Source organism: Coprococcus sp. TF11-13, assembly GCF_003481085.1.
In the GTDB taxonomy this organism is placed as follows: Bacteria; Bacillota; Clostridia; order Lachnospirales; family Lachnospiraceae; genus Coprococcus; species Coprococcus aceti.
Genome location: NZ_QUKK01000006.1, coordinates 204,135 through 226,448, shown reverse-complemented (window position 1 = coordinate 226,448; position 22,314 = coordinate 204,135). Strand labels below are relative to the sequence as shown.

Sequence of the window (22,314 nt, the reverse complement as noted above, 5' to 3'; positions counted from 1 at the left end):
GGCATATTACCTGTCTTTGATAGGTACATAGTCCTTAGGCTCTACAAGACTTGGATAAGCCGGACGCATTATCTTGTAGCTGTTGATCAGCTCCTCCATACGATGCGCACTCCATCCAACCACTCGGCCAATGGCAAATAGTGGTGTGTAGAGGGCGTAAGGGATCTTGAGCATCTTGTATAACAATCCGCAATAGTAATCTATGTTGATGCACACACCCTTGTAGATCTTGCGCTCCTCGGCAATGACCTCAGGTGCGATGCGCTCTATGAGCTCGTATAATTTGAATTCGTCCTTCTCGTGCTTCTCCTCGGCGAGCTTTTCTACATACTCCTTGATAATGACAGCTCTTGGATCTGACAGAGAGTATACAGGCTGGCCCATTCCGTATACCACGCCCGATTTGTCAAATGCTTCGCCGCGCACGATCTTCCTGATGTACTCACGGATCTGCTCCTCGTCCGTAACATCCTCGACATTGCAGTGTATGTTCTTCATCATCTCCATGACCTTGAGGTCTCCACCGCCGTTGAGCGGTCCCTTGAGTGAGCAGAGTGCTGCTGCGACTGTGGCGTATGTATCTGAGCCGGATGATGTGACAACACGTGTTGTAAACGTAGAGTTGCTTCCGCCTCCGTGTTCCATGTGGAGAACAAGGGCAAGATCGAGAACCTTTGCCTCAAGCTGTGTGTACTTTCTGTCTGAACGGAGCATGCTCAGGATATTCTCTGCAAATGAAAGCTCAGGATCCGGCTTGTGTATATAACAGCTCTTGCCAAGCTCATAATGTCTGTATCCCTGGAAAGAATATACAGCGAGTCTTGGGAATACACTTATTATCATAAGACACTGCTGAAGAACGTTGTCCAGAGATATATCCGTCTCAGACTTATCGTATGATCCGAGGGCAAGGATACTCTTGGTCATATTTGAAATGATATCCTTGGTAGGGTTCTTCATTATGACATCTTGTATAAAGTTGTGTGGAAGGTCGTATGCAAGGTTGAGGACCTGTTTGAACTTGGCAAGCTCATTCTCGTCCGGAAGCTTTCCAAACAGTAACAGATATGTACACTCCTCGAAACCGAATCGTCCTTCCTTTGTAAATCCGTCTATCAACTGGCGGATCTCGTAACCTCTATAATATAATTCACCGTCAGTAGGAGTATGCTTTCCGTCCTCCATTGTATACGCCCGGCTTAGTGAAATGTTGGTGATGCCGGCATTTATTCCTATTCCATTCAGATCGCGAAGTCCACGCTTTACGCCGTATTCCTCGTAGAGGTTGTTATCTATGGTATCGTTCTCAATACAGAGACCAAGACGCTCCTTCGTAAATGAACTAAGATTATTGATTGACATATATAATACTCCTTTCAGGTAAGTCTTCATTGAATTATCTCACTTATTTACAACTATTGCAATCCGAAATGATTGTATGGGTGTAAAATATTATGTATAATGTACTGAGAATAAAGTTAAGACAAATGTTTTAGGAGGTAATATAAATTGGCAGACAGACAGGATATGGGGCAGAATAAAGGGAGCGCAGGAGCTCATAAGGGAACTGTGAGCCGTGCAACAACGAGCAGTGTGAAAAAGACACAGCCGGGCAAGGGAGTAGCGTCAGGCAGTCGGTCAGCATCAGGCAGCCGTCCTGTGTCGGGAAATCGTCCGGCATCGGGCAGCCACTTATCATCAGCTAGTCGTCCGAAAAGTGCAACTGCGCAGGACAAAAGGCGCACAAGTACGGGACGTCCACTTGAAAAGTCGGTGAAGTCCGTGTCTTCAGGAAGCAAGACCAGGAGACCGGCGAATAGCAGATCGTCAACAGGTTCCGGTAAAAAATCCGCGCAGAGCAGAAATAAAAAGAAGCGATATGAGCTGAATACGAAAATGATGGTCGTGGCGGCTCTGGTGGTTGGAATAGTGCTTGCACTTGTGATCACGATGATCATGAGATCCAGCATGCTCAGGGTCAAGCAGATCCAGACGGATTATAATATGGGTGATATATTTGATATAACAAACTATATTGAGCCGGACAGCAATGATGCCAGGCTGGAATATGACAACTCAGAATTTGCACCGGATAAGCTTGGTAAGTACACCATCAAATATAAGATCAGACGTGGAAAGTTAAGCAAGACAAAAAAGGCTGTGATAAATGTTGTTGACGAGGTAAATCCATACATAGACGGCCCGGACGAGATAGACGTTTCTATGGGAACGGATATAAACTGGAGTGATTATTACAATGTCACAGATGAGGATCCGGATGTGCAGGATTCGCTTAAAGCTTCTCAGGATGTGGACACAAGCAAGGAGAGAACCGTAACAGTGACTCTCACATCGGAGGACTGGGCAGGCAACAAGGCGTCCAGACAGATCACCGTAAATGTACTCAAGAGTAACTTTGATGAGTAGGGTGTGAACAAAATAAAATATCTTGAAAAATGACAGAAAAAAGCTCAATGCTGACGGGGATGAAATCCGAAAGCATTGAGCTTTTTGATTTTAGTATTTTATGAGATAGGCGGCTTTCTCAGCTCTGCGTCCAGCTCTGAGTTGTCAACCACTGTTGTCTTGGTCTTTTTAACCTTTTCCTTTTTCTTCTTCGATCTGCTCTTGTGTATGTTCTTGATGAGCATTACCACCAGAAGCAGGATAAGACCTATGCTTATGAGGACTACGGATAAACCGTATTTGTCCAGTATCTTGTCGATTATGTTGTAGCTTGACTTCTCCCACAGTCCATCCGCTTCAAGATCTGCCTGAACCTTTGAGAGGCAGTACTTTGTTCCGGTACACTTTGGTATACCCGGAAGTCTTGATGTGATGGCTGTAAGGTTGCTTGCCTGTTCGTCGGTTACATTGAAGTATGTATATGACAATGCCTCCTTACCTGTTGTGGTTATAGGATCGTCCAGACCGAGATTGATGAGATACCACTCTCCGCCGAGATAAACGGCATTCCATGCACAGTTGTTGATGTAACTCTCTTCTTTGAGCTGCTTCTGTGTGTCCATCGAGTCGTCCAGAAGATCTGAATTCTGTCCCTCAATGTACAGACATGGCACACCGACGTAATCCATAATGGCCTTGAAAGCCTTTGCATATCCGTAGGTGACTGCCGACTGATACTTGGAGTTGAACACGCCGTCTGCGGTGTATGCGTATATGTTGTCCTTGCTCTTAGATGTTGCATCTGAAGCATAATAAACTTTGTTGATGATCGAATTATGTATAAGATATACCTTCTCGTAATCCTTTGCGCTCTCATCCAGAGAAGCTGCATAATTCTTGACGGTCAGGTCAAAGTTGTTCTTGTATATGGAACGTGTATCTCCGTTGGCATACAGTGAATAGCACTCGATGGTGAGAGCTGTATATCTGAGTTCTCCCGAGGATTCCTGCTTGCACTGATAGCTGTCGGACATCCAGAAATACTCAGGATGATCGGCGAGCACAGCGTTGACGATCTGATCCATTCCATCGTTGCCGATAACTTCCCAGTCTTTGTTGCTGACCGACAATGTAAATGCTGTGTAATATCCGCCATCCTGATAAGAAGCATTGGATGTCGACTCGTTGAATTTCTGAGCTGCATCGTTGATCTGCTTGTAGACGGTTCTGTACGCACTGTTGTCAAACTGGTCATAGAAATAAGTTCTGCCATCTATGGTATCGGTTTTGTTACTGCTGTCCGTATCATCTGTATCCGCCGCCTTTGCGACATATGGAGAAAATGATAATATCATGGTAAGCGTAAGCAGCAGTACAAGAAATTTTTTCTTCATAACTGGAACACACTCCTTCTTTTGCTTATGCAAAGCCCCTTTATATACTTCCTTCAATAATAACACATTATGGTTATTATTGCCAGAGAAAATGGGTTAAAGCGGTTGGATTTTGCTTCGCATATGTGTATAATAGTAAAAACCTGATGGTTAACGGATGGAAGGAGGAAACACATGGCTTCCAGTTGCGATATGTGTGCACACTATGTGTACGATGACGAAGATGATTTTTATGAGTGCCTGGTGAATATGGATGAGGATGACTTTGCCAGATTTGTGGCAAGGGGCTACGACAATTGTCCGTATTTTCAGTTGGATGATGAATACAGGATAGTGAGACATCAGATGTGACGATTGAAGAAAAACGGGAGATGTGCAGCAGCGCGTCTCCCGTTTTTCTGGCAAATGATCAATGTGATCAGTTCTTTTCAAATGACTCCGCCAGCTCCGTGAGATACACATACCTCTCCAGAAGCTGATCCAGCTCTGATTCAAGCTGTTCCTTTTTCTGCGTGAGTTCGTTAAGCTTCACGAAATCTGACACAGAGTTGTTGATATCGGTCTCCGTCTGCTCTATCTCAGCTTCTTTCCGGGCGATGGTGTCCTCTATGGTGTCATATTCCCTCTGCTCATTGAAGGAGAATTTTTTCTTCACTGATGGATTCTGCGTTTTCTTTTTCTGAGCAGGTTCCTTGTCCGCTGTGCTGACACGCTCCGGCTTTGTCTGGGTATTTGCCCCTGCCGATGCGCTGTTGGCAAATGAACCGTGGGTCAGATAATAATCGGTATAACCGCCCTCAAACTGTGAGATCCCGCCGCAGCCGTCAAACACCAGAAGCTTTCTTATGACTCTGTCCAGAAAATATCTGTCGTGTGATACGACTATCAATATGCCCTGGAAGGAATCAAGATAGTCCTCAAGTATACACAGTGTGGAAATGTCCAGATCGTTGGTCGGCTCGTCAAGGATCAGTACATTTGGCGATGATACGAGAACCTTCAACAAATACAGTCTTCGCTTCTCGCCTCCTGAGAGCTTCTCTATGCGCTGGTGCTGCAGAGTGCCGTCAAATAAAAATCTCTCACACATGGTGGATGCTGACATGAGACCTTCGGTGGTCTGGATATACTCTGCGGTTTCTTTGACGTAGTCGAGTACCTTCATGTTGGGATCCAAGGCTTCATTTTCCTGAGAGAAATATCCTATCCTTACGGTGTCTCCGATCTCTATGGTTCCGCTGTCCGGCTTGGTGACACCGGTTATGAGCTTCATGAGCGTTGTCTTGCCACAGCCGTTTGGGCCAACAACACCTATCCTGTCAGTCCTCAGGAAGTTGTATGAGAAGTCCGTTATGACCGGACTTGGTCTGCCCGGCCAGGTCTTGGCTATATGGGAGAGCTCTATTGTTTTGTTTCCCAGCCGGCTCGCGATTGAGCTCATGGTAACCGACTGAGTTTCCTTTATAAGCTCCTCACTTGCAAGCTTCTCATATCTCTGGATATGGGCTTTTTGCTTTGTGCTTCTGGCTCTAGCACCTCTCTGCATCCATGCGATCTCCTTGCGCAGGATATTCTGATGTTTGTTCTGAGTGGCAAGTGCGATGTTCTCACGCTCTGCCTTCAGCATGAGATAGCCTTCGTAGTTGGTATTGTAGCTGTAGGTTTTGCCTTTGTCGATCTCTACTATGCGGTTGCACACCTTGTCAAGAAAGTATCTGTCGTGGGTGACCATGACCAGAGCGCCCTTGTAGTTGTTAAGGTAATCCTCCAGATATTCTGTCATATCGTTGTCGAGGTGGTTGGTGGGCTCGTCCAGAACAAGAATGTCACATCTTGACAGCAGTGCCGCAGCCAGAGCGACCTTTTTTCGCTGACCTCCTGAAAGTGTGCTCACCATGAGGCTGGTGTCGTCAAATCCGAGACGGTGAAGAAATGCCTTGGCATCACCCTCTATGCTCCATTTGTTCTCCTCGTCGACATTTGCAGTGATGACATAGTCGTATATGCTGACCTTCTCTGCGAAGTCGGGGGTCTGTGGAAGATATTTTATGACCACGTTGTTTCCCTTTGACAACTGTCCTGAATCACATTCGTCTATGCCGGCTATGATCTTGAGGAGTGTTGATTTACCCGTGCCGTTTACGCCTATGACACCGATCTTTTCTCCTGAATTTACTGAGAAGTCTGCGTCATCGAACAGAATCTTGTCAGTGTATGCTTTTGAAAATCCTTTTATTGTAAGTAGGTTCATATATGTTCTTATGGGGCTTTGTGCCCGCCCTTTCGTCAAAATGAGCCGTGAAAACGGCTTTGCATGTAAGTATTATTGTAATTGGGGAGAATTGACGAGTCAAGAAGCATATCATAATAGAAATACCATTTGAGAATAATTAAAAATAGACGAAAATATATAAGACCATGATCTCCACCCGACAGTATATTTGTAAAAAAACATTCCTGAATTTATACAACATGACTAAAAAATAACCTGAAAAGGCGCTTTAGGTTAATAAAAACAAGCCATTTGCACAAATTGGTTTACAAAATTACAATTTTGTAATTTGCAAATTATTCCAAAAAGTAGTATAAATTGAACATTGATTACGGACAGGAATGGAGGTAATTATCATGGAATCAACAAATATCAGGGTTAAGCTCAATTCGGTAGAGCAGGTAAGACAGTTTGTAGAGACAATGAGAAAATATGATGGAGACGTTGATGTATATTCAACCAACAGGAATTATCTTGTAGATGGCAAATCAATACTGGGAGTTTTCAGCCTTGGACTTGATCAGGAACTCACAGTAAAGTTCTATAACGGAGCGACAGAGTCGTTTATAAATACATTACAGCCATTTATGCTGGCTGCATAAGGAGTATTTATTACAATAATTTTCATAGCTAATTCGTGGTCTGTATGCATTGACACATTCGTTGATGGAGTGTTAGAATGTCCTTATAAATATTAAGAGATATTAGGGGGCGCAGCCAATGCAGATTACAGAGATGAAAGCTAAAGTTAACACTATGGATGACATCAAGAAGTTTGTTGCATACCTGAATCAGTTTCCAAATGATGTTGACGTTTCATCAGCTCAGTACGTCGTAGATGGAAAGTCAATCTTAGGTGTGTTCAGTTTAAATCTTGAGAAGCCACTTACAGTGAAATTTCATGGAGAAGTTGCACCAGAGCTTCAGGCAAAGCTTGATGAGTTTAAGTGCTAATTCTATAGGATACATAAGAAAGCTTAGAAAAGCAGGCTGCAGATTTTCTGCAAGCCTGCTTTTCCTATGCTGTGAGACAAGTGTCAGGAGGGATGATTATGATATACGAAGCGGATCAGGGGTTGGAATACCATATAAAGGTAAATGAGGATATGATAGGCCGGTATGTTATCATGCCGGGGGATCCGAAGAGATGTAAGGCGATAGCAGCATATCTCGAAGATGCGGAGCTGGTGGCGGACAGCAGGGAATTTGTCACGTATACAGGCTATCTGGATGGAGAGAAGGTCAGTGTCACGTCCACAGGTATAGGCGGCCCGTCGGCGGCCATAGCCATGCAGGAGCTGGTGCACGCCGGTGCCCACACTTTTATCAGGGTTGGAACCTGTGGCGGTATGCAGACTGAGATCGTAGGCGGAGACGTGGTGATCGCCACGGGAGCTGTCAGGATGGAGGGCACGTCAAGAGAGTATGCGCCTATAGAGTACCCTGCGGTTGCGGATATAGATGTGGTGAATGCGCTCAGAGAGTCAGCAGGAGCACTTGGAGTGACGGCACACACAGGTGTGGTTCAGAGCAAGGACTCATTTTATGGACAGCACTCGCCGGGAATCATGCCGGTTGGATATGAGCTTATGAACAAATGGGAAGCGTGGAAGAAGATGGGCTGCAAGGCCTCTGAGATGGAATCTGCTGCATTGTTCATAGTTGGAGCGTTCCTGCGGGTCAGGGTCGGTGCGTGCTTCCTTGTGGTGGCGAATCAGGAGAGGGCTGCAGCCGGTCTCCCGAATCCTGAGGTACACGACACCGATAAAGCCATACGTGTGGCTATTGAAGCTGTGAAGAAGCTTATCAGAACTTGAATACACGACCTATGTCTGTCTTGTAGCTTTCAAGATAGTCAAGAATCTCATCTGAATTATCCATGATGGTATATATCTCGTTGGTCGCAGGCGTCATAAAGCCTTTGTCCGACGTCTCTTTGAGCATGGACAGAAGATGATCGTAGAATCCGTTCTGATTGAAAATTACGATTGCTTTGCCGTGACGTCCGAGCTGCTTGAGCGTGAGGATCTCAAAGAATTCCTCGAGAGTGCCAATTCCGCCGGGCGTTACGATGAAAGCGTCTGCCTTATCTTCCATGATCTGTTTGCGCTCTCTCATGGTCTCAGTGGTTATCAGCTCGGAGACATTCTCAAACAGTATTCCGTCAACATTAAAGAATGAGGGAGTGACGCCTATTATGGTGCCATTTTCTTCGTATACACCCCTTGCCACTGCGCCCATGAGCCCATTTGCTCCAGCACCGTACACAAGAGTGTGGCCTCTTTTGGCGATTTCCCTTCCTAAATATTCTGTTTCTTCTATATAAGATCTGTCAATGTCGTTGCTTGACGCGCCGTATACACATACATTCATAAAAACCTCCAATGTGACAATGCCAGGTATTCCTGAACTGCCGTAAAAATCATTTATTAAACAGTATATAGAAGTAAATGATAATTTGGAAGAAATTATTTATAAAATAATGTAAAATTGCAAAAAAATGCGGAGCAGCCATAGGACTGCCCCGCAAAGGGAAAACATGAAAAGAATGATACGAGATTACAGAAGCTCAACAACTTTGCCCAGAACTGCGATCTCTTTTTCTTTTGCACCCATAAGGTACTTCTCAAATCTGTCCATACAGTCAACCTTGCCTGTGATGGAAGTCTTGATGAGAAGGTTTCTGGCGGTGAGCATGGTGTTCTCAACCTCCATATAATCATTCAGGATATCACCGTTGAATTCAATATATCTGTGATCCATCATGTACTTGAGTCTCTCCATCATGAGAACCTTGTGGTCATACAGGATGTGAAGAGCACGTATATCAAAGTCTGGGTCCTCTGCTGAAAGCTGCTTGCCGATCTGCTTCAGAACCGCATCGTAGACATCAACCCCAAATACTGTGTCCTTAAAACGATTCCTCATCATACGGAAGTGATTCTTGGTATCCTTTGACTCAAGGTACTCGATGAGGGTATCCTTGATATACTGTGTGTCGAGTTCGTAGTATGTATCAGCCAGATTCTTCTGGATCACGTATATTCCACGGCGTCCCTTGTAGTCGTCCTTGAAAATATGATCCTCCTGGGCTGTGATGGTGTCGTAGCCGTTTCTCACATCTGAGTATGATACTTTTGAGTAGGAATAATGCTCGCCAAATGTGAAATCTCCAACATAGAACTGCTGCTCCTCGTCGTCATATCCGTAGATGAAGAGCTCGTGTGGGAATTTGTAGTCGGCACCGGAATCGCAGAGGATCTTAGCCTCGTCAAATACTCCGTATACATATCCGCCCAGATTGATGGTCTTCTTGATGAAAGTGAGAATATCTCCGCAGTAGCTCTCTACCTGCTCCTTTGTCATGAGAGAGAAGAGAAGATAAGGGCATTCCTTAAGTGAACTGCTTCCCGGCATCATATCTGCAAGAAGCATCTCATCTCCTGTGAAGATCTCTTCGATGTTGTAACATCTTAACTGTATATAATTGCTGAATATCCAATTCTTGGCTTTCTCGTCGTCCCCTATGATCGAGAAAAGTGTGGCATGCCACTGCCAGGATGTTATCATTGGATAGCTTATTGGCAAAATCTTTTTGCTCATGTGCTTATTACCTCCATTTCATATTAAGATTACGTGATGTTAGCTGACCTTGGCTGCTACAGCCTTGACTACATCGTTCATGTCATAGTAGAGGCCAAGTGCAAGCTCAGAATCATCAAATTCAATGTTAAAAGCCTGCTCAAGTCCGACGATGAACTGAATGATGGAAACGGAATTCACGCCATATTCGGTGGTGAGTTCTGCAGTCATGTCCAGCTTGCCCGCATCTATGTCTGGAAGAATATCAGAAAAAACCTCCAATACTTTTTTTGTTAATGTGTCTTTGTCCATTTCAAACCTCCCATTCGTTTTGATATGTTACCAATGCACGTTACTTATATTTTAATGTGTTTGACAGTATTTTTCAATAAAATTATTCAATCCGTACAGAAATATTTGTGCATTTTTGCGTTAAATGTTAAAATTACCGTGAAGTATATGGTGTAAAATATGGTATAGTTCAATAAAATATTATAATTTTTTTTGAAAGATCAGACAGTTGATGTAAAATATAGAACAACAATATACGATAAGGCAGGGTGATGGACATGAAGATAGTTGTTCTGGATGGATGTGCAGCGAATTCCGGCGATATTAGCTGGGACAGCATTGGCAAGTATGGCGAGCTGATGGTGTATGACAGAACCGACAGGTCAGAGGTGGTCTCAAGGATAGGCGATGCGGAGATCATAACAACGAACAAGACGGTGATAGACAGGGCTGTGATCGAGGCCTGTCCGAACCTCGGATATATAGGTGTGCTTGCCACCGGCTACAATGTGGTCGATGTGGAGGCGGCACATGAGCACGGCATAGTGGTTACAAATGTTCCGGCATACAGTACGGATGCTGTGGCGCAGTTTACATTTGCACTGCTTCTGGAACTGGCAAACAGGGTCGGGGCGCATGATGCGTCAGTGAAGGACGGTGGCTGGGTGAGAAGTAAGGATTTCTCCTACAGTGTGATGCCGACCATGGAGCTTGCGGGCAAGACTATGGGTATCATAGGCTATGGCAGTATAGGTATGAAGGTGACTGAGATCGCACATGCATTTGGCATGAGGGTGCTGGTGAACAGCCGGACGAGGAAAGCCCTGCCGGATGGCGATTGGATAAGCTGGGCTGAGAGGGATGAACTGTTCGCACAGTCGGATGTGATAAGCATACACTGTCCTCTGTTTCCTGAGACGGAGGGAATGATAGACAGGAGTGCGATAGGCCGGATGAAGAAGACTACATTCATCATAAACACTGCCAGAGGCGGCTGCATTGTGGAGAAGGATCTGGCAGATGCCCTGAACGAGGAACGTATAGCTGGAGCCGCGGTGGATGTCATAGCACAGGAGCCTATGGCGGCGGACAATCCGCTTCTCACGGCAAAGAATGTGATCATAACACCACATATCGCCTGGGCACCGAAGGAGGTCAGGGAGAGACTTCTCAATATAGCGGGTGGCAATATAGAGGCGTTTCTCAATGGAAAGCCTGTAAATACAGTATAAAAAGAATACGATTAGCCATTGAGCAGAAATTTAGCTGTAAGAAGAAAGGATAGATCAGGAAGATGGAGAGCAGTTCTTTTGAGGATGTGAACAGACTGGTTAGGTCTGAACTGTATGAGCACATGGATCCGGAATTTGGCAAATATCTGGCCATGAACCTTCCGGGCTGTGGCAATATAATAGGTGTGAGGCTGGATGATCTGAAGGAGATAGCCAGACAGATAGCCGACATAAACTGGAAGGAGTATCTGAAGCATGCGCCGGATGATACGCTGGAGGATGTGGTCATTCAGGGGCTTGTCCTTGGATTCGCACAGGGCAAGCTGGAGGAGATACTTGCATATGCCGATGAATTTGTTCCCAAGATAGACAACTGGTGGGTGTGTGACTCGTTCTGTAGTACATTTGTGGCGGCATCCATGTACCCGGAGATAGTGTGGGAATTCATCATGAAGTATATGGGGGATTCCGAGCTGAATCCTGCGTGGAGAAAGAAGGAGGAGGCAGAGATTCCAGAGGGACAGGGAGGCATCGCAGTAGGAACCTGGCAGGATATGTCCGATGACTTCAGACTCAGGTTCGTGGCTATCATGCTGAAGTGCTACTTTGTGAATGACAAGTATATCGACAAATGCCTTTATGCATTTGAACATATGCAGGATGGCGGCTACTATGCAAAGGACGGTGTAGCCTTTGGCCTGGCGGAGAGCTATTTCGTGTTCCCGGACAAGACGATTGAGTACATAAAAGGTGCACAGTTTGACAGGCAGATTCTGGAGATGACTAAGAACAAGATAGAGAAGATATACAGGCTGCCGGAGGCGGATGTGAACAGGTTTGCGGAAGTTATAAATGAATATTAAAATTAAGAGAAGGACATTATATTTGCAGGAGGAATTCTTATGAGAAATTTGAATGCGGATATGGATGTCCTTTTTGCTTTGGCTGGGATCAATAATATTGAAAATGAGTTTATGGTGGCAATGGTGCTGGTGATTGTCTGTTTGGCGGCTGCGGTATGTCTGACCGTATGGATAAGAAAATACGTCAGGGGAAATGCCTCAGGCAGTCTGGAAGATAGTCAGGATGAGCGGGAGGACAGGGAGTATTCATCGGAGGATAACTACATCGATGGTGATGCTGTAGCCATTGCCATTGCTGGAGCTTTGGGAGGAACAGCAAATATTTACAGTCTGAGGAGCAGTGATACAAGACTTAGAGTTACGGTGAACAACGGGGCGCTGGTGGACAGGAGAAGATTGAAAGCCACAGGAGCTCTGGGAATACTGGCAAAGGGCAGGCAGGTGCAGGTATTCTATGAGGATCAGGTGGAAAGGATATGCCGAGAGCTTGGAAGATATATAGATGGACACAGGAAAGATAATATTGAACAGGAGGCTGAGATCGATTATGAAAGAGTGCTTAAGAAGGTGTATGTGCCTGTTGAAGGTGATGTTGTGCGCGTATCTGATATACATTGCCTACAGAACCTGGGAGACGGGAGTGTCGGCTTGTGTGCGATTCGAGCCACACGGGGAGAGATCAGAGCGCCGTTTGACTGCAAGGCTGGATATAGTAAAGCCGGAGAAGGTCAGATAGAGTGTACATCTGAGGAAGGATACGTGGTGAGGATATATCTGATATCAGAGATCGACACCGGATGGCAGAGGACACAGAGCTATGTAGATATAAGACTTACATGTGGTGATGGTGAGAAGGTGCGAAAAGGAAGGCTGCTTGCAGAGTATCCATATGAGACGCTTGCTGGCAGAGGCGAAACTGTATATGCTGTGCTGGAGGTACATTCCGATGAAAATGCTGATACAGGTCATTCTGGTGGTATAGATAAAGGATATCAGCTTAAGATAAACAGGAGAGAGAAAGTGAATTATGAATATGTGGCATGCGAGCTTGTCGTCTGAAAAGCTCACATGCCATTTATTTACGCTCTGGTTGCCCTGTCTATGATTCCAGCAAGGGTATCTATGACCATAGCGGCATCCTGATCTTTGTATTTCAGGAAAGTATAAGCACAGCCTTGTACGAACATTGACACCTCAACATTCTTGGCAAGGTCATCTCTGAACTCGGGACGGACGTCATATATCTTTTCCTTGATGAGGGCGTCGAGCTTGTTGGTCAGGACTCCGTAGCTTCTATTGTCATCAGGAAAGAGTATGGAGAACAAATGTCCCTGGTTGATAAATGCGTTGCATAACTGCCTGCTTGCTTCTGCAGGATTGGTAAGCATATATTCTGGATTTGGAATGTCACCGATGAGGGACAGAAGAGCATCATTTTCGAGGTATTCCGACAGATCATATATATCCTGAAAATGCAGATAGAAAGTCTGCTTGCTGATATTGGCCTTTTCTGTGAGTTCCTTCACTGTGATCTTCTCCACAGGTTTGGTGGCACGCAGTTCGATAAATGCGCTGAATAAGCTGTTGCGTGTACGCTGAATCCTTCTGTCCATAAAAGCTCCTTTCTGATCATACAAAAGCTGTACGCGGGTAATGATTATAAATGGCTGTAAGCGCCCTGATGATGCTCTATGCATTATAATATAGAATACAACAAAAGAAAGATATAGTCAAAAAAACGTATATACATATTAAATCTAATTGTCAATAATTGTCTGGAGTAAATTATTTTACTTTTATCAAAAAACGAATATTCATATAGCGGATGTGCAACGGTATACTGAAGGTAATTTACTACAGTCAAGAAATGACTGCGAGGGCTTGGGTGATGAGACTTGAATATTAACCTTGTATGGAGGAAAAGTTATGGATTTGTATGAGTTTTATTCAGGAAGGTGCTTTGATGCTTATAATGAGCTCGGCGCACACGTTGTGAAGGAGAATGTGGGCAAGAGCAGGAGGAAGACCGTGACAGGCGTGGATTTTGTGACATATGCGCCGAATGCGGAGTCGGTGACGGTCACAGGTGAGTTCAATTCCTGGGGAGAGACCACCATGAAGAGGTGCTACGACGGCAGCTTTTTCAAGTGTTTTGTGCCGGGGGCAAAGGCTGGACAGATGTATAAATATAAGATATACCAGAGAGATGGATATTGTGTGGATCACTGTGATCCGTATGGATTCGGCATGGAGCTGAGACCGGCATTTGCATCTATAATAAGAGATATGGATGAGTATACATTTGGCGATGCAAGATGGATGAGGACACGGAATGAGTGCAAGGGTGGTCCGCTCAATGTGTATGAGATGCACATGGGCTCATGGCACTGCAAGCCGGTGTATGATGAGAATGGAAAACAGCTGACACCGGAAGAAGTCATTGAGACTGACCGAGTTGCTGAGGGCTGGTATACATACAGAGAGATAGCACCGATGCTTGTGGAATATCTGAAAGAGCAGGGCTACAATTATGTGGAGTTTATGCCGCTTTCGGAGCATCCATGTGATGAGTCATGGGGCTACCAGAATACCGGATTCTTCAGTCCGACGGCTAGATACGGAACGGCGGATGACTTGAAGTTCCTCATCGACACGCTTCACAAGAACGGCATAGGTGCCATCATGGACTATGTGCCTGTGCATTTTGCACTGGATGGATATGGACTTGCAAAGTATGACGGAACCAATCTGTATGAGCATCCGACCGATGATGTGGGCTACAGCGAGTGGGGTAGTAAGAATTTCATCCATTCCAAGGGAGAAGTTCAGACATTTCTCAAGAGTGCGGCGAATTACTGGCTCACAGAGTATCATTTTGATGGCCTAAGAATGGATGCCATCAGCAGGATAATCTACTGGATGGGCGACGAGTCTAGAGGTGTAAATGACAGGGCGGTCGAGTTTATAAAGGGGCTTAACCAGGGACTTAAGGACAGACACCCGTCATGTATTCTCTGCGCCGAGGATTCCACGGACTACAAGGGAACCACCAAGGAAGTCGGATACGGCGGACTGGGATTTGACTACAAATGGGATATGGGTTGGATGAATGACACATTGAATTTCTTCAGGACTCTGCCGTTTTGTAGAGGCGACCAGTATCACAAGCTGACATTCTCCATGATGTATTTTTATAATGAGAGATACATGCTGCCACTCTCGCATGACGAGGTTGTGCATGGCAAGGCAACCATAGCCCAGAAGATGGCGGGATCATATGAAGAGAAATTCCCAAATGCAAAGGCGCTCTACGCCTACATGTATGCGCATCCGGGCAAGAAGCTTAACTTCATGGGTAACGAGATAGCCCAGCTAAGAGAGTGGGACGAGAAGCGTGAGCAGGACTGGGATATACTGAAATACCCGAACCACGATTCATTTAACAGATTTATAAAAGATTTGAATAAGCTCTATCTGAAAGAGCCTGCGTTGTCAGGGTGGGATGATGATCCTCACGGGTTTGACTGGATACTCTGTGGCAAAGAGCAGGATGTTGTATATATATTCCAGAGAGTTATTGAGGAAAATAAGATAGTAGTAGTCATGAACCTATCAGGAAATACATACAGGGATTATCACTTCAGATACGGTGAGGGCAATTCCATGAAAGTCCTCATGAACACGGACTGGAATAAATACGGTGGAAACACTAAAGACACCGTAAAGAGTATCAAGGGCGTATGCGGTGACTTCGGCTTTGATCTTCCGGCTCTGTCTGTAATGTATTTAAAGCCGGTGGATTAGTAAAAAGGAGAGATTATGATATTAGATGTAAGCAACCTTAGCCATGGATTTGGTGACAGGGCAATATTTGAAAATGTGTCATTCAGACTTCTGGCAGGCGAGCACATAGGGCTTGTCGGCGCAAATGGTGAAGGTAAATCAACCTTCATGAATATAGTGACGGGCAGTCTCATGCCGGATGAGGGCACAGTGACCTGGGCGAAGAATGTGAAGGTCGGATATCTGGATCAGCACACGGTCCTTGAGCCGGGCATGACCATAGGCGGAGTGCTGAGGGATGCGTTCTCCAGACTTTTCGATATGGAGAAGAGGATAAATGAGATATGTGACAAGCTGGCGGAGGTCACTGACGAGGATGAGATGAACACTCTTCTTGAGGAGATGGGACTTCTTCAGGATCTTCTGGACAGCCATGACTTCTATATAATAGACTCGAAGGTTGAGGAGGTTGCCAGAGCATTTGACCTGCTGCAGCTGGGACTGGACAAGGATGTAACTGAGCTGTCGGGCGGACAGAGAACCAAGGTTCTGCTGGCGAAGCTTCTGCTTGAAAAGCCGGAGATACTTCTGCTCGACGAGCCTACGAATTATCTTGATGCACACCATATAGAGTGGCTCAAGAGATACCTTCAGGAATACGAGAATGCGTTTATTCTTATATCCCATGACATTCCGTTCCTGAATTCAGTTGTAAATATCATATACCATATGGAGAATTGTCAGCTCAACAGATATGTCGGCGATTATGACAAGTTCCAGGAGGTGTATGCGGTGAAGAAATCCCAGCTTGAGGCTGCGTACAGAAAGCAGCAGCAGGAGATATCTGAGCTGAAGGATTTTGTGGCGAGAAATAAAGCCCGGGTTGCCACAAGAAATATGGCTATGTCCAGACAGAAGAAACTTGACAAGATGGATGTCATTCAGCTTGAGCGTGAGAAACCGAAGCCTGAGTTCAACTTCAAGGAAGCGAGAACCTCTGGTAAGGTCATATTCGAGACCGATGATCTGGTGATAGGTTACAGCAAGGACAAGCCGCTTTCCAAACCGATGAATCTCCGCATGGAGCGCGGTGACAAGATAGCCATCACAGGAACGAATGGTATAGGAAAGACGACATTCCTGAAGAGTGTGCTTGGACTTATCCCGGCTATATCCGGCAAGGCGCAGCTTGGCGACTATCTGCACATTGGATACTTTGAGCAGGAGGTCAAGCCGAGTGAGAATACATGCCTGCAGGAAATCTGGGAGGAATTCCCGGGATATACCCAGTATGAGGTACGTGCGGCTCTTGCCAAATGCGGACTTACCACCAAGCATATCGAGAGCAAGGTGAAGGTCCTCTCGGGTGGCGAGCAGGCGAAGGTGAGACTTTGCAAGTTAATCAACACTGATACAAATGTGCTTCTGCTTGACGAGCCGACAAACCATCTTGACGTTGATGCCAAGGATGAATTGAAGCGTGCTCTTTCCGAGTATAAGGGGTCTATACTTCTGGTATGTCATGAGCCTGAATTTTATGATGGTCTTGTGACAGACGTGTGGAATCTGGAGCAGTACACGCTCCTTCAGTGAGATAAACAGGCTCTGCTTTGATTATTGTCAAGGCGAGCCTGTTTTTAATCTGTTCAAGAACTAATTTCTCAATGCTGTAATGGGAACAACAAATACACCATCAGACCTTTGATATGCTGCGTTAGATAATCCACATATAACACATAATGAATCCGGACCCATTCCGCCATTGGATTCAATTGCTTTTTTTATTTTTATAAGATTTTCGGCAGCAGCATCTATTTGGTTTGCACCCAGTTTTATTTCAAATCCACACCATTTTCCGTTGGGCAGTGCTATAACTGCATCCATCTCGTTGTTATTATAATCCTGATAATGATATAATTCTGCATCGAAGGATTCTGCATATATTTTTAAATCTCTTTCACATAATGCTTCGAATAAGAATCCTAGTGTATTCAAATCATTCAATAGCATTTCAGGGGTTGCATTTAGCAAGGCAGCTGCTAAGGACGGGTCTGACAAATGTCTCTTTTCGGCCTGTTTGATGCGGATGGGTGATCGAAGCTTCGCTTCAAAAGGCTTTTGATTATCCGTTAGGAAGAGTCTGTGAAAAACATCCAGATAGGCGGCAACGGTTTCTACATCAATATCTTCGTTGTCGATTTCTTTAATATCATTTTTAAGTTTGTTGTTTGTTACAGTTGTAGCCTCATTTCTTGCAAGTGAGCGGAGAAGTAATTCCATTTTGTGTTTATCTCTTTTTATTTCATCTATTCGATATACATCATCATCCAATACAGCCTGAATATATTGCTTAGGAAGATATGCTGCCTGTTTTAATGGCGCATCCTGATTGGCAGGCCAGCCGCCTCTTATAATAAAATCAATAAGCCTTGACAGATTAACTTCACCTAATATTTGAGGTTCTATCTTGCCGTTGCATATATCTTTAAGCGAGACGCTTCCGCTGGAATTGCCACTTTCAAATAATGACATTGGGTGCATTCTTAATTTTGCAATCCTTCCAGCACCACTATGCAATATTCCTTTGTGATTTGGTGTTGCAGATCCTGTCAATATAAATTGTCCTTTAGTGCCGTTTTGATCAACCTTAAATCGGACAGCATCCCATAGTTGTGGAACTTCCTGCCATTCATCGATCAATCTTGGCGTTTCACCAACCAAAACCAATGATGGACTTAGCTGTGCCAATTGTCTGTTTTGAAAATTCCCATCTGGATTGCCAATCATTATCTCGCTTTTGCAATGGTATGACGATGTCCATGTTTTCCCGCACCATTTAGGACCTTCTACGCATACTGCGCCAAATGCTTCTAAGTAATTATCTAATATATTGTCTAAAAGTCTTGGCTTGTAATCTTTTCTTTTCATATGCTATATGCTCTCCGTTCTTATATGTCACTAATATTATTGACCTGAGTAGTTATATATATTTATAAATTATGATAATATAATGCAAGGGATTTTGCAATCTCAATCCGATTAATTTTGCAATCTCAATCCGATGGATTTTACAATCCCAATCCGATAGATTTAATGATTTCAATCCAGTAATAATTGACTATGAAGATGTATTATATTATTCTATGTAGGATGGTTCACCGATGTAAAGCAATAAAGATGAGAGTGCGGACAGGGCTGAAGTTAACATGTAAGGATCGGACTTAGACACAGGTAGAAAAATAATATTAGGATGGAGATGTTAGATGAATATACTTGAGAGTTTAAAGGATAAATTACTTGTCGCGGATGGGGCATTTGGAACCTGTTATGTGGGAATGTACGGAGAGCAGGGAACTGTCGCTCCTGAGCTTGCAAACATGCGCCACCCGGAGCGTGTGCTGGAGATCCATAAGGAGTATGTGAAGGCTGGAGCCGGACTTATAAGGACAAATACATTTGCGGCAAATACAGCGAGTCTTGATGCTGACATGGATTATGTCATTTCAAATGTGCGTGCAGCGGTGAAGCTTGCGAAGCAGGCTGCGGAAGAAGATGTGGAAGCAGCAGATTGTGTCAGGACGAGTGATGCAGTTGTGACAGAAGCCGATGAATCTGGAACATATCGAAAAAAGGTGTCCGTTGCCGGAGATATAGGTCCGATACCTGCGGATGCCGGTCTCACACTGAATGAGAGGGTGTCACAGTACAAGCTGCTGGGTGAGGCGATGCAGGACATGGGAGTGGATATCATCTGGTTTGAGACATTTCCTGAGTTCAATGTGCTCGAGCCTGTGGTGAAGCACCTGAAGGCAAGAAAGGACACGCCGGTCATGGTGTCGTTCTGCGTGAACCAGTTTGGGTACAGCAACTGTGGATTTTCGGCAAGGGCATTGCTCTCCCAGGTGGCAGGAAATAAGGACGTGGACTGTGTTGGATTCAACTGCGGAGTTGGTCCGTACCATATGCTTCAGCTTCTGAAAAAGCTGGATATAGACTGCGGAAAGCCTGTATCAGTCATGCCGAATGCGGGATACCCGAAGTTTACACAGAGCAGACTGGTGTTCAATGACAACAAAGAGGGATTCATAGATAAGATCCAGGACATAGCGGCGCTTGGTGCAGATATCATAGGAGGATGCTGCGGAACAAATCCTGAATACATACATCAGATCATGGAATGGGTGAAAACCGGAGATATTGCAAAGGCTGCCAAGGTTCATGTGGAAAAGGTACAGGCTGACAGTGCTGTAAAGGACAATTTTCTCAAAGGACGTCTGGAGCGTGGCGGGGCAGCCACAAAAAATGCCGACGGACACAAGCACAAGCTGATTGCTGTGGAGCTGGCACCTCCGGTGGATGTCAACGATCAGAAGCTGCTTGATGCAGCCCATATACTTAAGCAGTCACATGTGGATGTGGTGACATTCCCTGATTCGCCATCGGGAAGAACCAGAGCGGATTCCATACTCATGGCGGAGAAAGTGCATAAGGAGACAGGACTCAGGGTCATGCCGCATCTGTGCTGCCGTGATAAGAATGCCATAGCCATAAGGGGAAGCGTGCTCGGTTCACAGCTTAATGGTATAAAGGATTTCCTTGTCATAACAGGTGATCCGGTTCCGGTCATGTTCAGACAGACGACCAGGAGCGTGTTCAACTTTGATTCAGTCGGAATGATGAAGCTGCTGCAGTCTATGAACGAAGAGGTGTTCAGCGGGGATAAGATCACCTACGGCGGAGCGATCAACCAGAACAGACTTAACACAAAGTTTGAGATAGACAGAATAAAGAGAAAGATGGAAGCCGGGGCTGAATTCTTTCTGACACAGCCGGTGTTCTCCAGAGAGCAGGCACAGATCCTCAGAGACATGAAGGCTGAGACCGGCGCGACAATACTTGTGGGAATCATGCCGCTTGTCAGCAGGCGAAATGCCTTGTTCATGAAAAATGAGATGTCAGGCATAGAGATCCCGGACGAGATCATAGAGAGATACAGTGAAAATGCCACAAGGCAGGAAGGCGAGGAGTGCGGCATACAGATTGCCAGAGATATACTTGAGTACACTTCGGACTTTGCGGACGGATATTACTTCTCGTTCCCATTCAACAGAGTACATATGCTGGCACATATCGTTGACTAAAATGTGAGTCAAGGTTATTATGGAATAAGCGGTGTTGCCGGGGAAAACAGGGATTCCGGAGCAGCGCTATATAGGAGAGGCGCTGTTATATATACAGTAGATAAAATACAGGATGCGCGGATGCGCAGAAAGGAACAGACATGGATTACAATAGTTTAAGTCTTAAGATGCATGAGGAGCACAAGGGTAAGGTAGAGGTAGTGTCCAAGGTGGCAGTGAAGAACAGAGACGATCTGAGCACGGCTTACACACCGGGCGTTGCAGAGCCTTGCAGAAAGATCCGTGACAATAAGGCTGACGTATACAAATATACATGCAAGGGCAACATGGTTGCCGTGGTATCAGACGGAACAGCGGTTCTCGGTCTGGGAGATATAGGACCTGAGGCAGCTATACCTGTAATGGAAGGAAAGTCCATACTCTTCAAGGAGTTCGGCGGAGTTGACGCATTCCCTATCTGCCTTGACACAAAGGATGTGGATGAGATCGTTGAGACAGTAAAGCGCATTGCACCTGTATTTGGCGGAATCAATCTGGAGGATATATCAGCTCCAAGATGCTTCGAGATAGAGAAAAGACTTAAGGAAGAACTTGACATTCCTGTATTCCATGACGATCAGCATGGTACAGCTATCGTTGTGTCAGCAGGACTCATCAATGCGTTAAAGCTTGTCGGCAAGCCGTTTGACGAGGCAAATGTGGTTATCAACGGAGCAGGTTCTGCAGGTATATCAATATGTAAGCTTCTGCTTCAGCTCGGTATAGGCAATGTGGTTCTCGTGGACAGGCAGGGTGCTCTGTGTCCTGGACAGGACTGGATGAATCCGGCACAGGCAGAGATGGCAGAGATTACAAACAAGGACAGACAGACAGGTTCTCTTGCCGAGATAATGAAGGGTAAGGATGTATTTGTCGGAGTTTCAGCTCCAAATATCGTGACAGCAGAGATGGTTGCATCTATGGCAGCAGATCCTATAGTATTTGCCATGGCAAACCCTACACCTGAGATCATGCCTGAGGAAGCGGCAAAGGGCGGAGTAAGAGTAATGGCGACGGGCCGTTCGGATTATCCAAACCAGATCAATAACGTTCTAGTATTCCCGGGAATATTCAGAGGTGCCCTGGACGCCAAGGCAACAGGCATAACTGAAGAGATGAAGATGGCAGCAGCCAAGGCTATCGCATCCATTGTAACAGATGATGAGCTCAAGGAGGATTACATCATTCCTGGAGCATTTGACGAGAGAGTTGCTAAGGTGGTTGCCAAGGCTGTAGCTGACGAGGCAATAAAGCTTGGAATTACAAAATAAGAATAAAAATAAAGTTTTTCGAAATATTTAGTAAATAAGT

20 protein-coding genes are annotated in these 22,314 nt (G+C 45.2%); 12 read left to right on the top strand and 8 right to left on the bottom strand.

The genetic code is table 11. The features are described 5' to 3' along the window. Positions 1 to 6: 6 nt before the first annotated feature. On the bottom strand, positions 7 to 1,362 hold the full coding sequence (locus DXD11_RS11205) for a citrate synthase (RefSeq protein ID WP_055147352.1): 1,356 nt from the start codon (positions 1,360 to 1,362) through the stop codon (positions 7 to 9). 147 nt (positions 1,363 to 1,509) lie between these two features. Here DXD11_RS11205 and DXD11_RS11200 point away from each other — a divergent pair, with 147 nt between their 5' ends. After that, positions 1,510 to 2,427 carry a hypothetical protein gene (locus tag DXD11_RS11200; protein ID WP_055147354.1) on the top strand — a complete coding sequence of 306 codons (918 nt, stop codon included), beginning with the start codon at positions 1,510 to 1,512 and terminating at the stop codon, positions 2,425 to 2,427. 98 nt (positions 2,428 to 2,525) lie between these two features. Here DXD11_RS11200 and DXD11_RS11195 read toward each other — a convergent pair whose 3' ends face one another. Beyond that, on the bottom strand, positions 2,526 to 3,800 hold the full coding sequence (locus tag DXD11_RS11195) for a transglutaminase domain-containing protein (RefSeq protein ID WP_015534528.1): 1,275 nt from the start codon (positions 3,798 to 3,800) through the stop codon (positions 2,526 to 2,528). Between the two features lie 174 nt (positions 3,801 to 3,974). Between DXD11_RS11195 and DXD11_RS14350 the strand changes: the two genes are divergently transcribed. Further along, positions 3,975 to 4,151, top strand: a complete 177-nt coding sequence (locus DXD11_RS14350) for a DUF6472 family protein (protein ID WP_165852774.1) — start codon at positions 3,975 to 3,977, stop codon at positions 4,149 to 4,151. 67 nt (positions 4,152 to 4,218) lie between these two features. On the opposite strand, the gene DXD11_RS11190 is transcribed toward DXD11_RS14350, so the two are convergent. Next, positions 4,219 to 6,051, bottom strand: a complete 1,833-nt coding sequence (locus DXD11_RS11190) for an ABC-F family ATP-binding cassette domain-containing protein (protein WP_055222319.1) — start codon at positions 6,049 to 6,051, stop codon at positions 4,219 to 4,221. A gap of 377 nt (positions 6,052 to 6,428) precedes the next feature. Between DXD11_RS11190 and DXD11_RS11185 the strand changes: the two genes are divergently transcribed. From DXD11_RS11185 to udp, 3 genes are all read left to right on the top strand, one after another. Beyond that, positions 6,429 to 6,674, top strand: coding sequence for an HPr family phosphocarrier protein (locus DXD11_RS11185; protein ID WP_243105856.1), 246 nt, complete (start codon positions 6,429 to 6,431; stop codon positions 6,672 to 6,674). A 118-nt stretch (positions 6,675 to 6,792) separates the two neighbouring features. After that, entirely contained in the window at positions 6,793 to 7,026 is a 234-nt protein-coding gene (locus DXD11_RS11180; protein WP_015534532.1) for an HPr family phosphocarrier protein, read from the top strand. A gap of 95 nt (positions 7,027 to 7,121) precedes the next feature. Then, on the top strand, positions 7,122 to 7,889 hold the full coding sequence (gene udp / locus DXD11_RS11175) for a uridine phosphorylase (protein ID WP_416387267.1): 768 nt from the start codon (positions 7,122 to 7,124) through the stop codon (positions 7,887 to 7,889). Here udp and DXD11_RS11170 read toward each other — a convergent pair. From DXD11_RS11170 to DXD11_RS11160, 3 genes are all read right to left on the bottom strand, one after another. Further along, positions 7,879 to 8,445 (bottom strand): TIGR00730 family Rossman fold protein, encoded by a 567-nt coding sequence (locus tag DXD11_RS11170; protein ID WP_118758404.1) that lies wholly within the window; start codon positions 8,443 to 8,445, stop codon positions 7,879 to 7,881. The genes udp and DXD11_RS11170 overlap by 11 nt on opposite strands. A gap of 186 nt (positions 8,446 to 8,631) precedes the next feature. Next, positions 8,632 to 9,675: a hypothetical protein gene (locus DXD11_RS11165; RefSeq protein ID WP_117550065.1), complete on the bottom strand. Its 1,044-nt coding sequence runs from the start codon at positions 9,673 to 9,675 to the stop codon at positions 8,632 to 8,634. A 39-nt stretch (positions 9,676 to 9,714) separates the two neighbouring features. Next, entirely contained in the window at positions 9,715 to 9,966 is a 252-nt protein-coding gene (locus tag DXD11_RS11160) for an acyl carrier protein (protein ID WP_015534536.1), read from the bottom strand. 257 nt (positions 9,967 to 10,223) lie between these two features. On the opposite strand from DXD11_RS11160, the gene DXD11_RS11155 reads away from it, so the two are divergent. The 3 genes from DXD11_RS11155 to DXD11_RS11145 all read left to right on the top strand — a co-directional run bounded on the left by DXD11_RS11155 (position 10,224) and on the right by DXD11_RS11145 (position 13,099). Beyond that, on the top strand, positions 10,224 to 11,177 hold the full coding sequence (locus tag DXD11_RS11155) for a D-2-hydroxyacid dehydrogenase (RefSeq protein WP_118758403.1): 954 nt from the start codon (positions 10,224 to 10,226) through the stop codon (positions 11,175 to 11,177). Positions 11,178 to 11,239: 62 nt separating this feature from the next. Continuing rightward, complete coding sequence (locus DXD11_RS11150) at positions 11,240 to 12,040, top strand: DNA alkylation repair protein (protein ID WP_015534538.1); 801 nt, start codon at positions 11,240 to 11,242, stop codon at positions 12,038 to 12,040. Positions 12,041 to 12,079: 39 nt separating this feature from the next. Beyond that, the gene (locus DXD11_RS11145; RefSeq protein ID WP_117550067.1) at positions 12,080 to 13,099 is read left to right on the top strand and encodes a PTS transporter subunit EIIB; all 1,020 of its coding nucleotides are present in this window, start codon (positions 12,080 to 12,082) and stop codon (positions 13,097 to 13,099) included. Between the two features lie 20 nt (positions 13,100 to 13,119). On the opposite strand, the gene DXD11_RS11140 is transcribed toward DXD11_RS11145, so the two are convergent. After that, complete coding sequence (locus DXD11_RS11140) at positions 13,120 to 13,653, bottom strand: TetR/AcrR family transcriptional regulator (protein ID WP_022215975.1); 534 nt, start codon at positions 13,651 to 13,653, stop codon at positions 13,120 to 13,122. A gap of 313 nt (positions 13,654 to 13,966) precedes the next feature. Between DXD11_RS11140 and glgB the strand changes: the two genes are divergently transcribed. Both glgB and DXD11_RS11130 read left to right on the top strand, forming a co-directional pair. After that, on the top strand, positions 13,967 to 15,844 hold the full coding sequence (gene glgB, locus DXD11_RS11135) for a 1,4-alpha-glucan branching protein GlgB (RefSeq protein ID WP_118758402.1): 1,878 nt from the start codon (positions 13,967 to 13,969) through the stop codon (positions 15,842 to 15,844). Between the two features lie 12 nt (positions 15,845 to 15,856). After that, on the top strand, positions 15,857 to 17,416 hold the full coding sequence (locus tag DXD11_RS11130) for an ABC-F family ATP-binding cassette domain-containing protein (RefSeq protein ID WP_055272064.1): 1,560 nt from the start codon (positions 15,857 to 15,859) through the stop codon (positions 17,414 to 17,416). A 60-nt stretch (positions 17,417 to 17,476) separates the two neighbouring features. Here DXD11_RS11130 and DXD11_RS11125 read toward each other — a convergent pair whose 3' ends face one another. Next, positions 17,477 to 18,751: an ATP-binding protein gene (locus DXD11_RS11125; RefSeq protein ID WP_117550069.1), complete on the bottom strand. Its 1,275-nt coding sequence runs from the start codon at positions 18,749 to 18,751 to the stop codon at positions 17,477 to 17,479. A 335-nt stretch (positions 18,752 to 19,086) separates the two neighbouring features. On the opposite strand from DXD11_RS11125, the gene DXD11_RS11120 reads away from it, so the two are divergent. Together DXD11_RS11120 and DXD11_RS11115 are read left to right on the top strand one after the other, a co-directional pair. Then, positions 19,087 to 20,964 (top strand): bifunctional homocysteine S-methyltransferase/methylenetetrahydrofolate reductase, encoded by a 1,878-nt coding sequence (locus DXD11_RS11120; RefSeq protein WP_118758401.1) that lies wholly within the window; start codon positions 19,087 to 19,089, stop codon positions 20,962 to 20,964. Positions 20,965 to 21,104: 140 nt separating this feature from the next. Then, positions 21,105 to 22,274, top strand: coding sequence for an NAD(P)-dependent malic enzyme (locus DXD11_RS11115; RefSeq protein WP_022215972.1), 1,170 nt, complete (start codon positions 21,105 to 21,107; stop codon positions 22,272 to 22,274). The last annotated feature ends 40 nt before the right edge of the window (positions 22,275 to 22,314 follow it).

Bases quoted from the DNA above. Each gene is read 5' to 3' on its own strand.
- DXD11_RS11190 (WP_055222319.1), bottom strand. From the start codon at position 6,051: ATGAACCTACTTACAATAAAAGGATTTTCAAAAGCATACACTGACAAG.
- DXD11_RS14350 (WP_165852774.1), top strand. From the start codon at position 3,975: ATGGCTTCCAGTTGCGATATGTGTGCACACTATGTGTACGATGACGAA.
- glgB (WP_118758402.1), top strand. From the start codon at position 13,967: ATGGATTTGTATGAGTTTTATTCAGGAAGGTGCTTTGATGCTTATAAT.
- DXD11_RS11150 (WP_015534538.1), top strand. From the start codon at position 11,240: ATGGAGAGCAGTTCTTTTGAGGATGTGAACAGACTGGTTAGGTCTGAA.
- DXD11_RS11180 (WP_015534532.1), top strand. From the start codon at position 6,793: ATGCAGATTACAGAGATGAAAGCTAAAGTTAACACTATGGATGACATC.
- DXD11_RS11195 (WP_015534528.1), bottom strand. From the start codon at position 3,800: ATGAAGAAAAAATTTCTTGTACTGCTGCTTACGCTTACCATGATATTA.
- DXD11_RS11155 (WP_118758403.1), top strand. From the start codon at position 10,224: ATGAAGATAGTTGTTCTGGATGGATGTGCAGCGAATTCCGGCGATATT.
- DXD11_RS11140 (WP_022215975.1), bottom strand. From the start codon at position 13,653: ATGGACAGAAGGATTCAGCGTACACGCAACAGCTTATTCAGCGCATTT.
- DXD11_RS11185 (WP_243105856.1), top strand. From the start codon at position 6,429: ATGGAATCAACAAATATCAGGGTTAAGCTCAATTCGGTAGAGCAGGTA.
- DXD11_RS11125 (WP_117550069.1), bottom strand. From the start codon at position 18,751: ATGAAAAGAAAAGATTACAAGCCAAGACTTTTAGACAATATATTAGAT.
- DXD11_RS11170 (WP_118758404.1), bottom strand. From the start codon at position 8,445: ATGAATGTATGTGTATACGGCGCGTCAAGCAACGACATTGACAGATCT.
- DXD11_RS11160 (WP_015534536.1), bottom strand. From the start codon at position 9,966: ATGGACAAAGACACATTAACAAAAAAAGTATTGGAGGTTTTTTCTGAT.
- DXD11_RS11115 (WP_022215972.1), top strand. From the start codon at position 21,105: ATGGATTACAATAGTTTAAGTCTTAAGATGCATGAGGAGCACAAGGGT.
- DXD11_RS11205 (WP_055147352.1), bottom strand. From the start codon at position 1,362: ATGTCAATCAATAATCTTAGTTCATTTACGAAGGAGCGTCTTGGTCTC.
- DXD11_RS11120 (WP_118758401.1), top strand. From the start codon at position 19,087: ATGAATATACTTGAGAGTTTAAAGGATAAATTACTTGTCGCGGATGGG.
- DXD11_RS11145 (WP_117550067.1), top strand. From the start codon at position 12,080: ATGAGAAATTTGAATGCGGATATGGATGTCCTTTTTGCTTTGGCTGGG.
- DXD11_RS11165 (WP_117550065.1), bottom strand. From the start codon at position 9,675: ATGAGCAAAAAGATTTTGCCAATAAGCTATCCAATGATAACATCCTGG.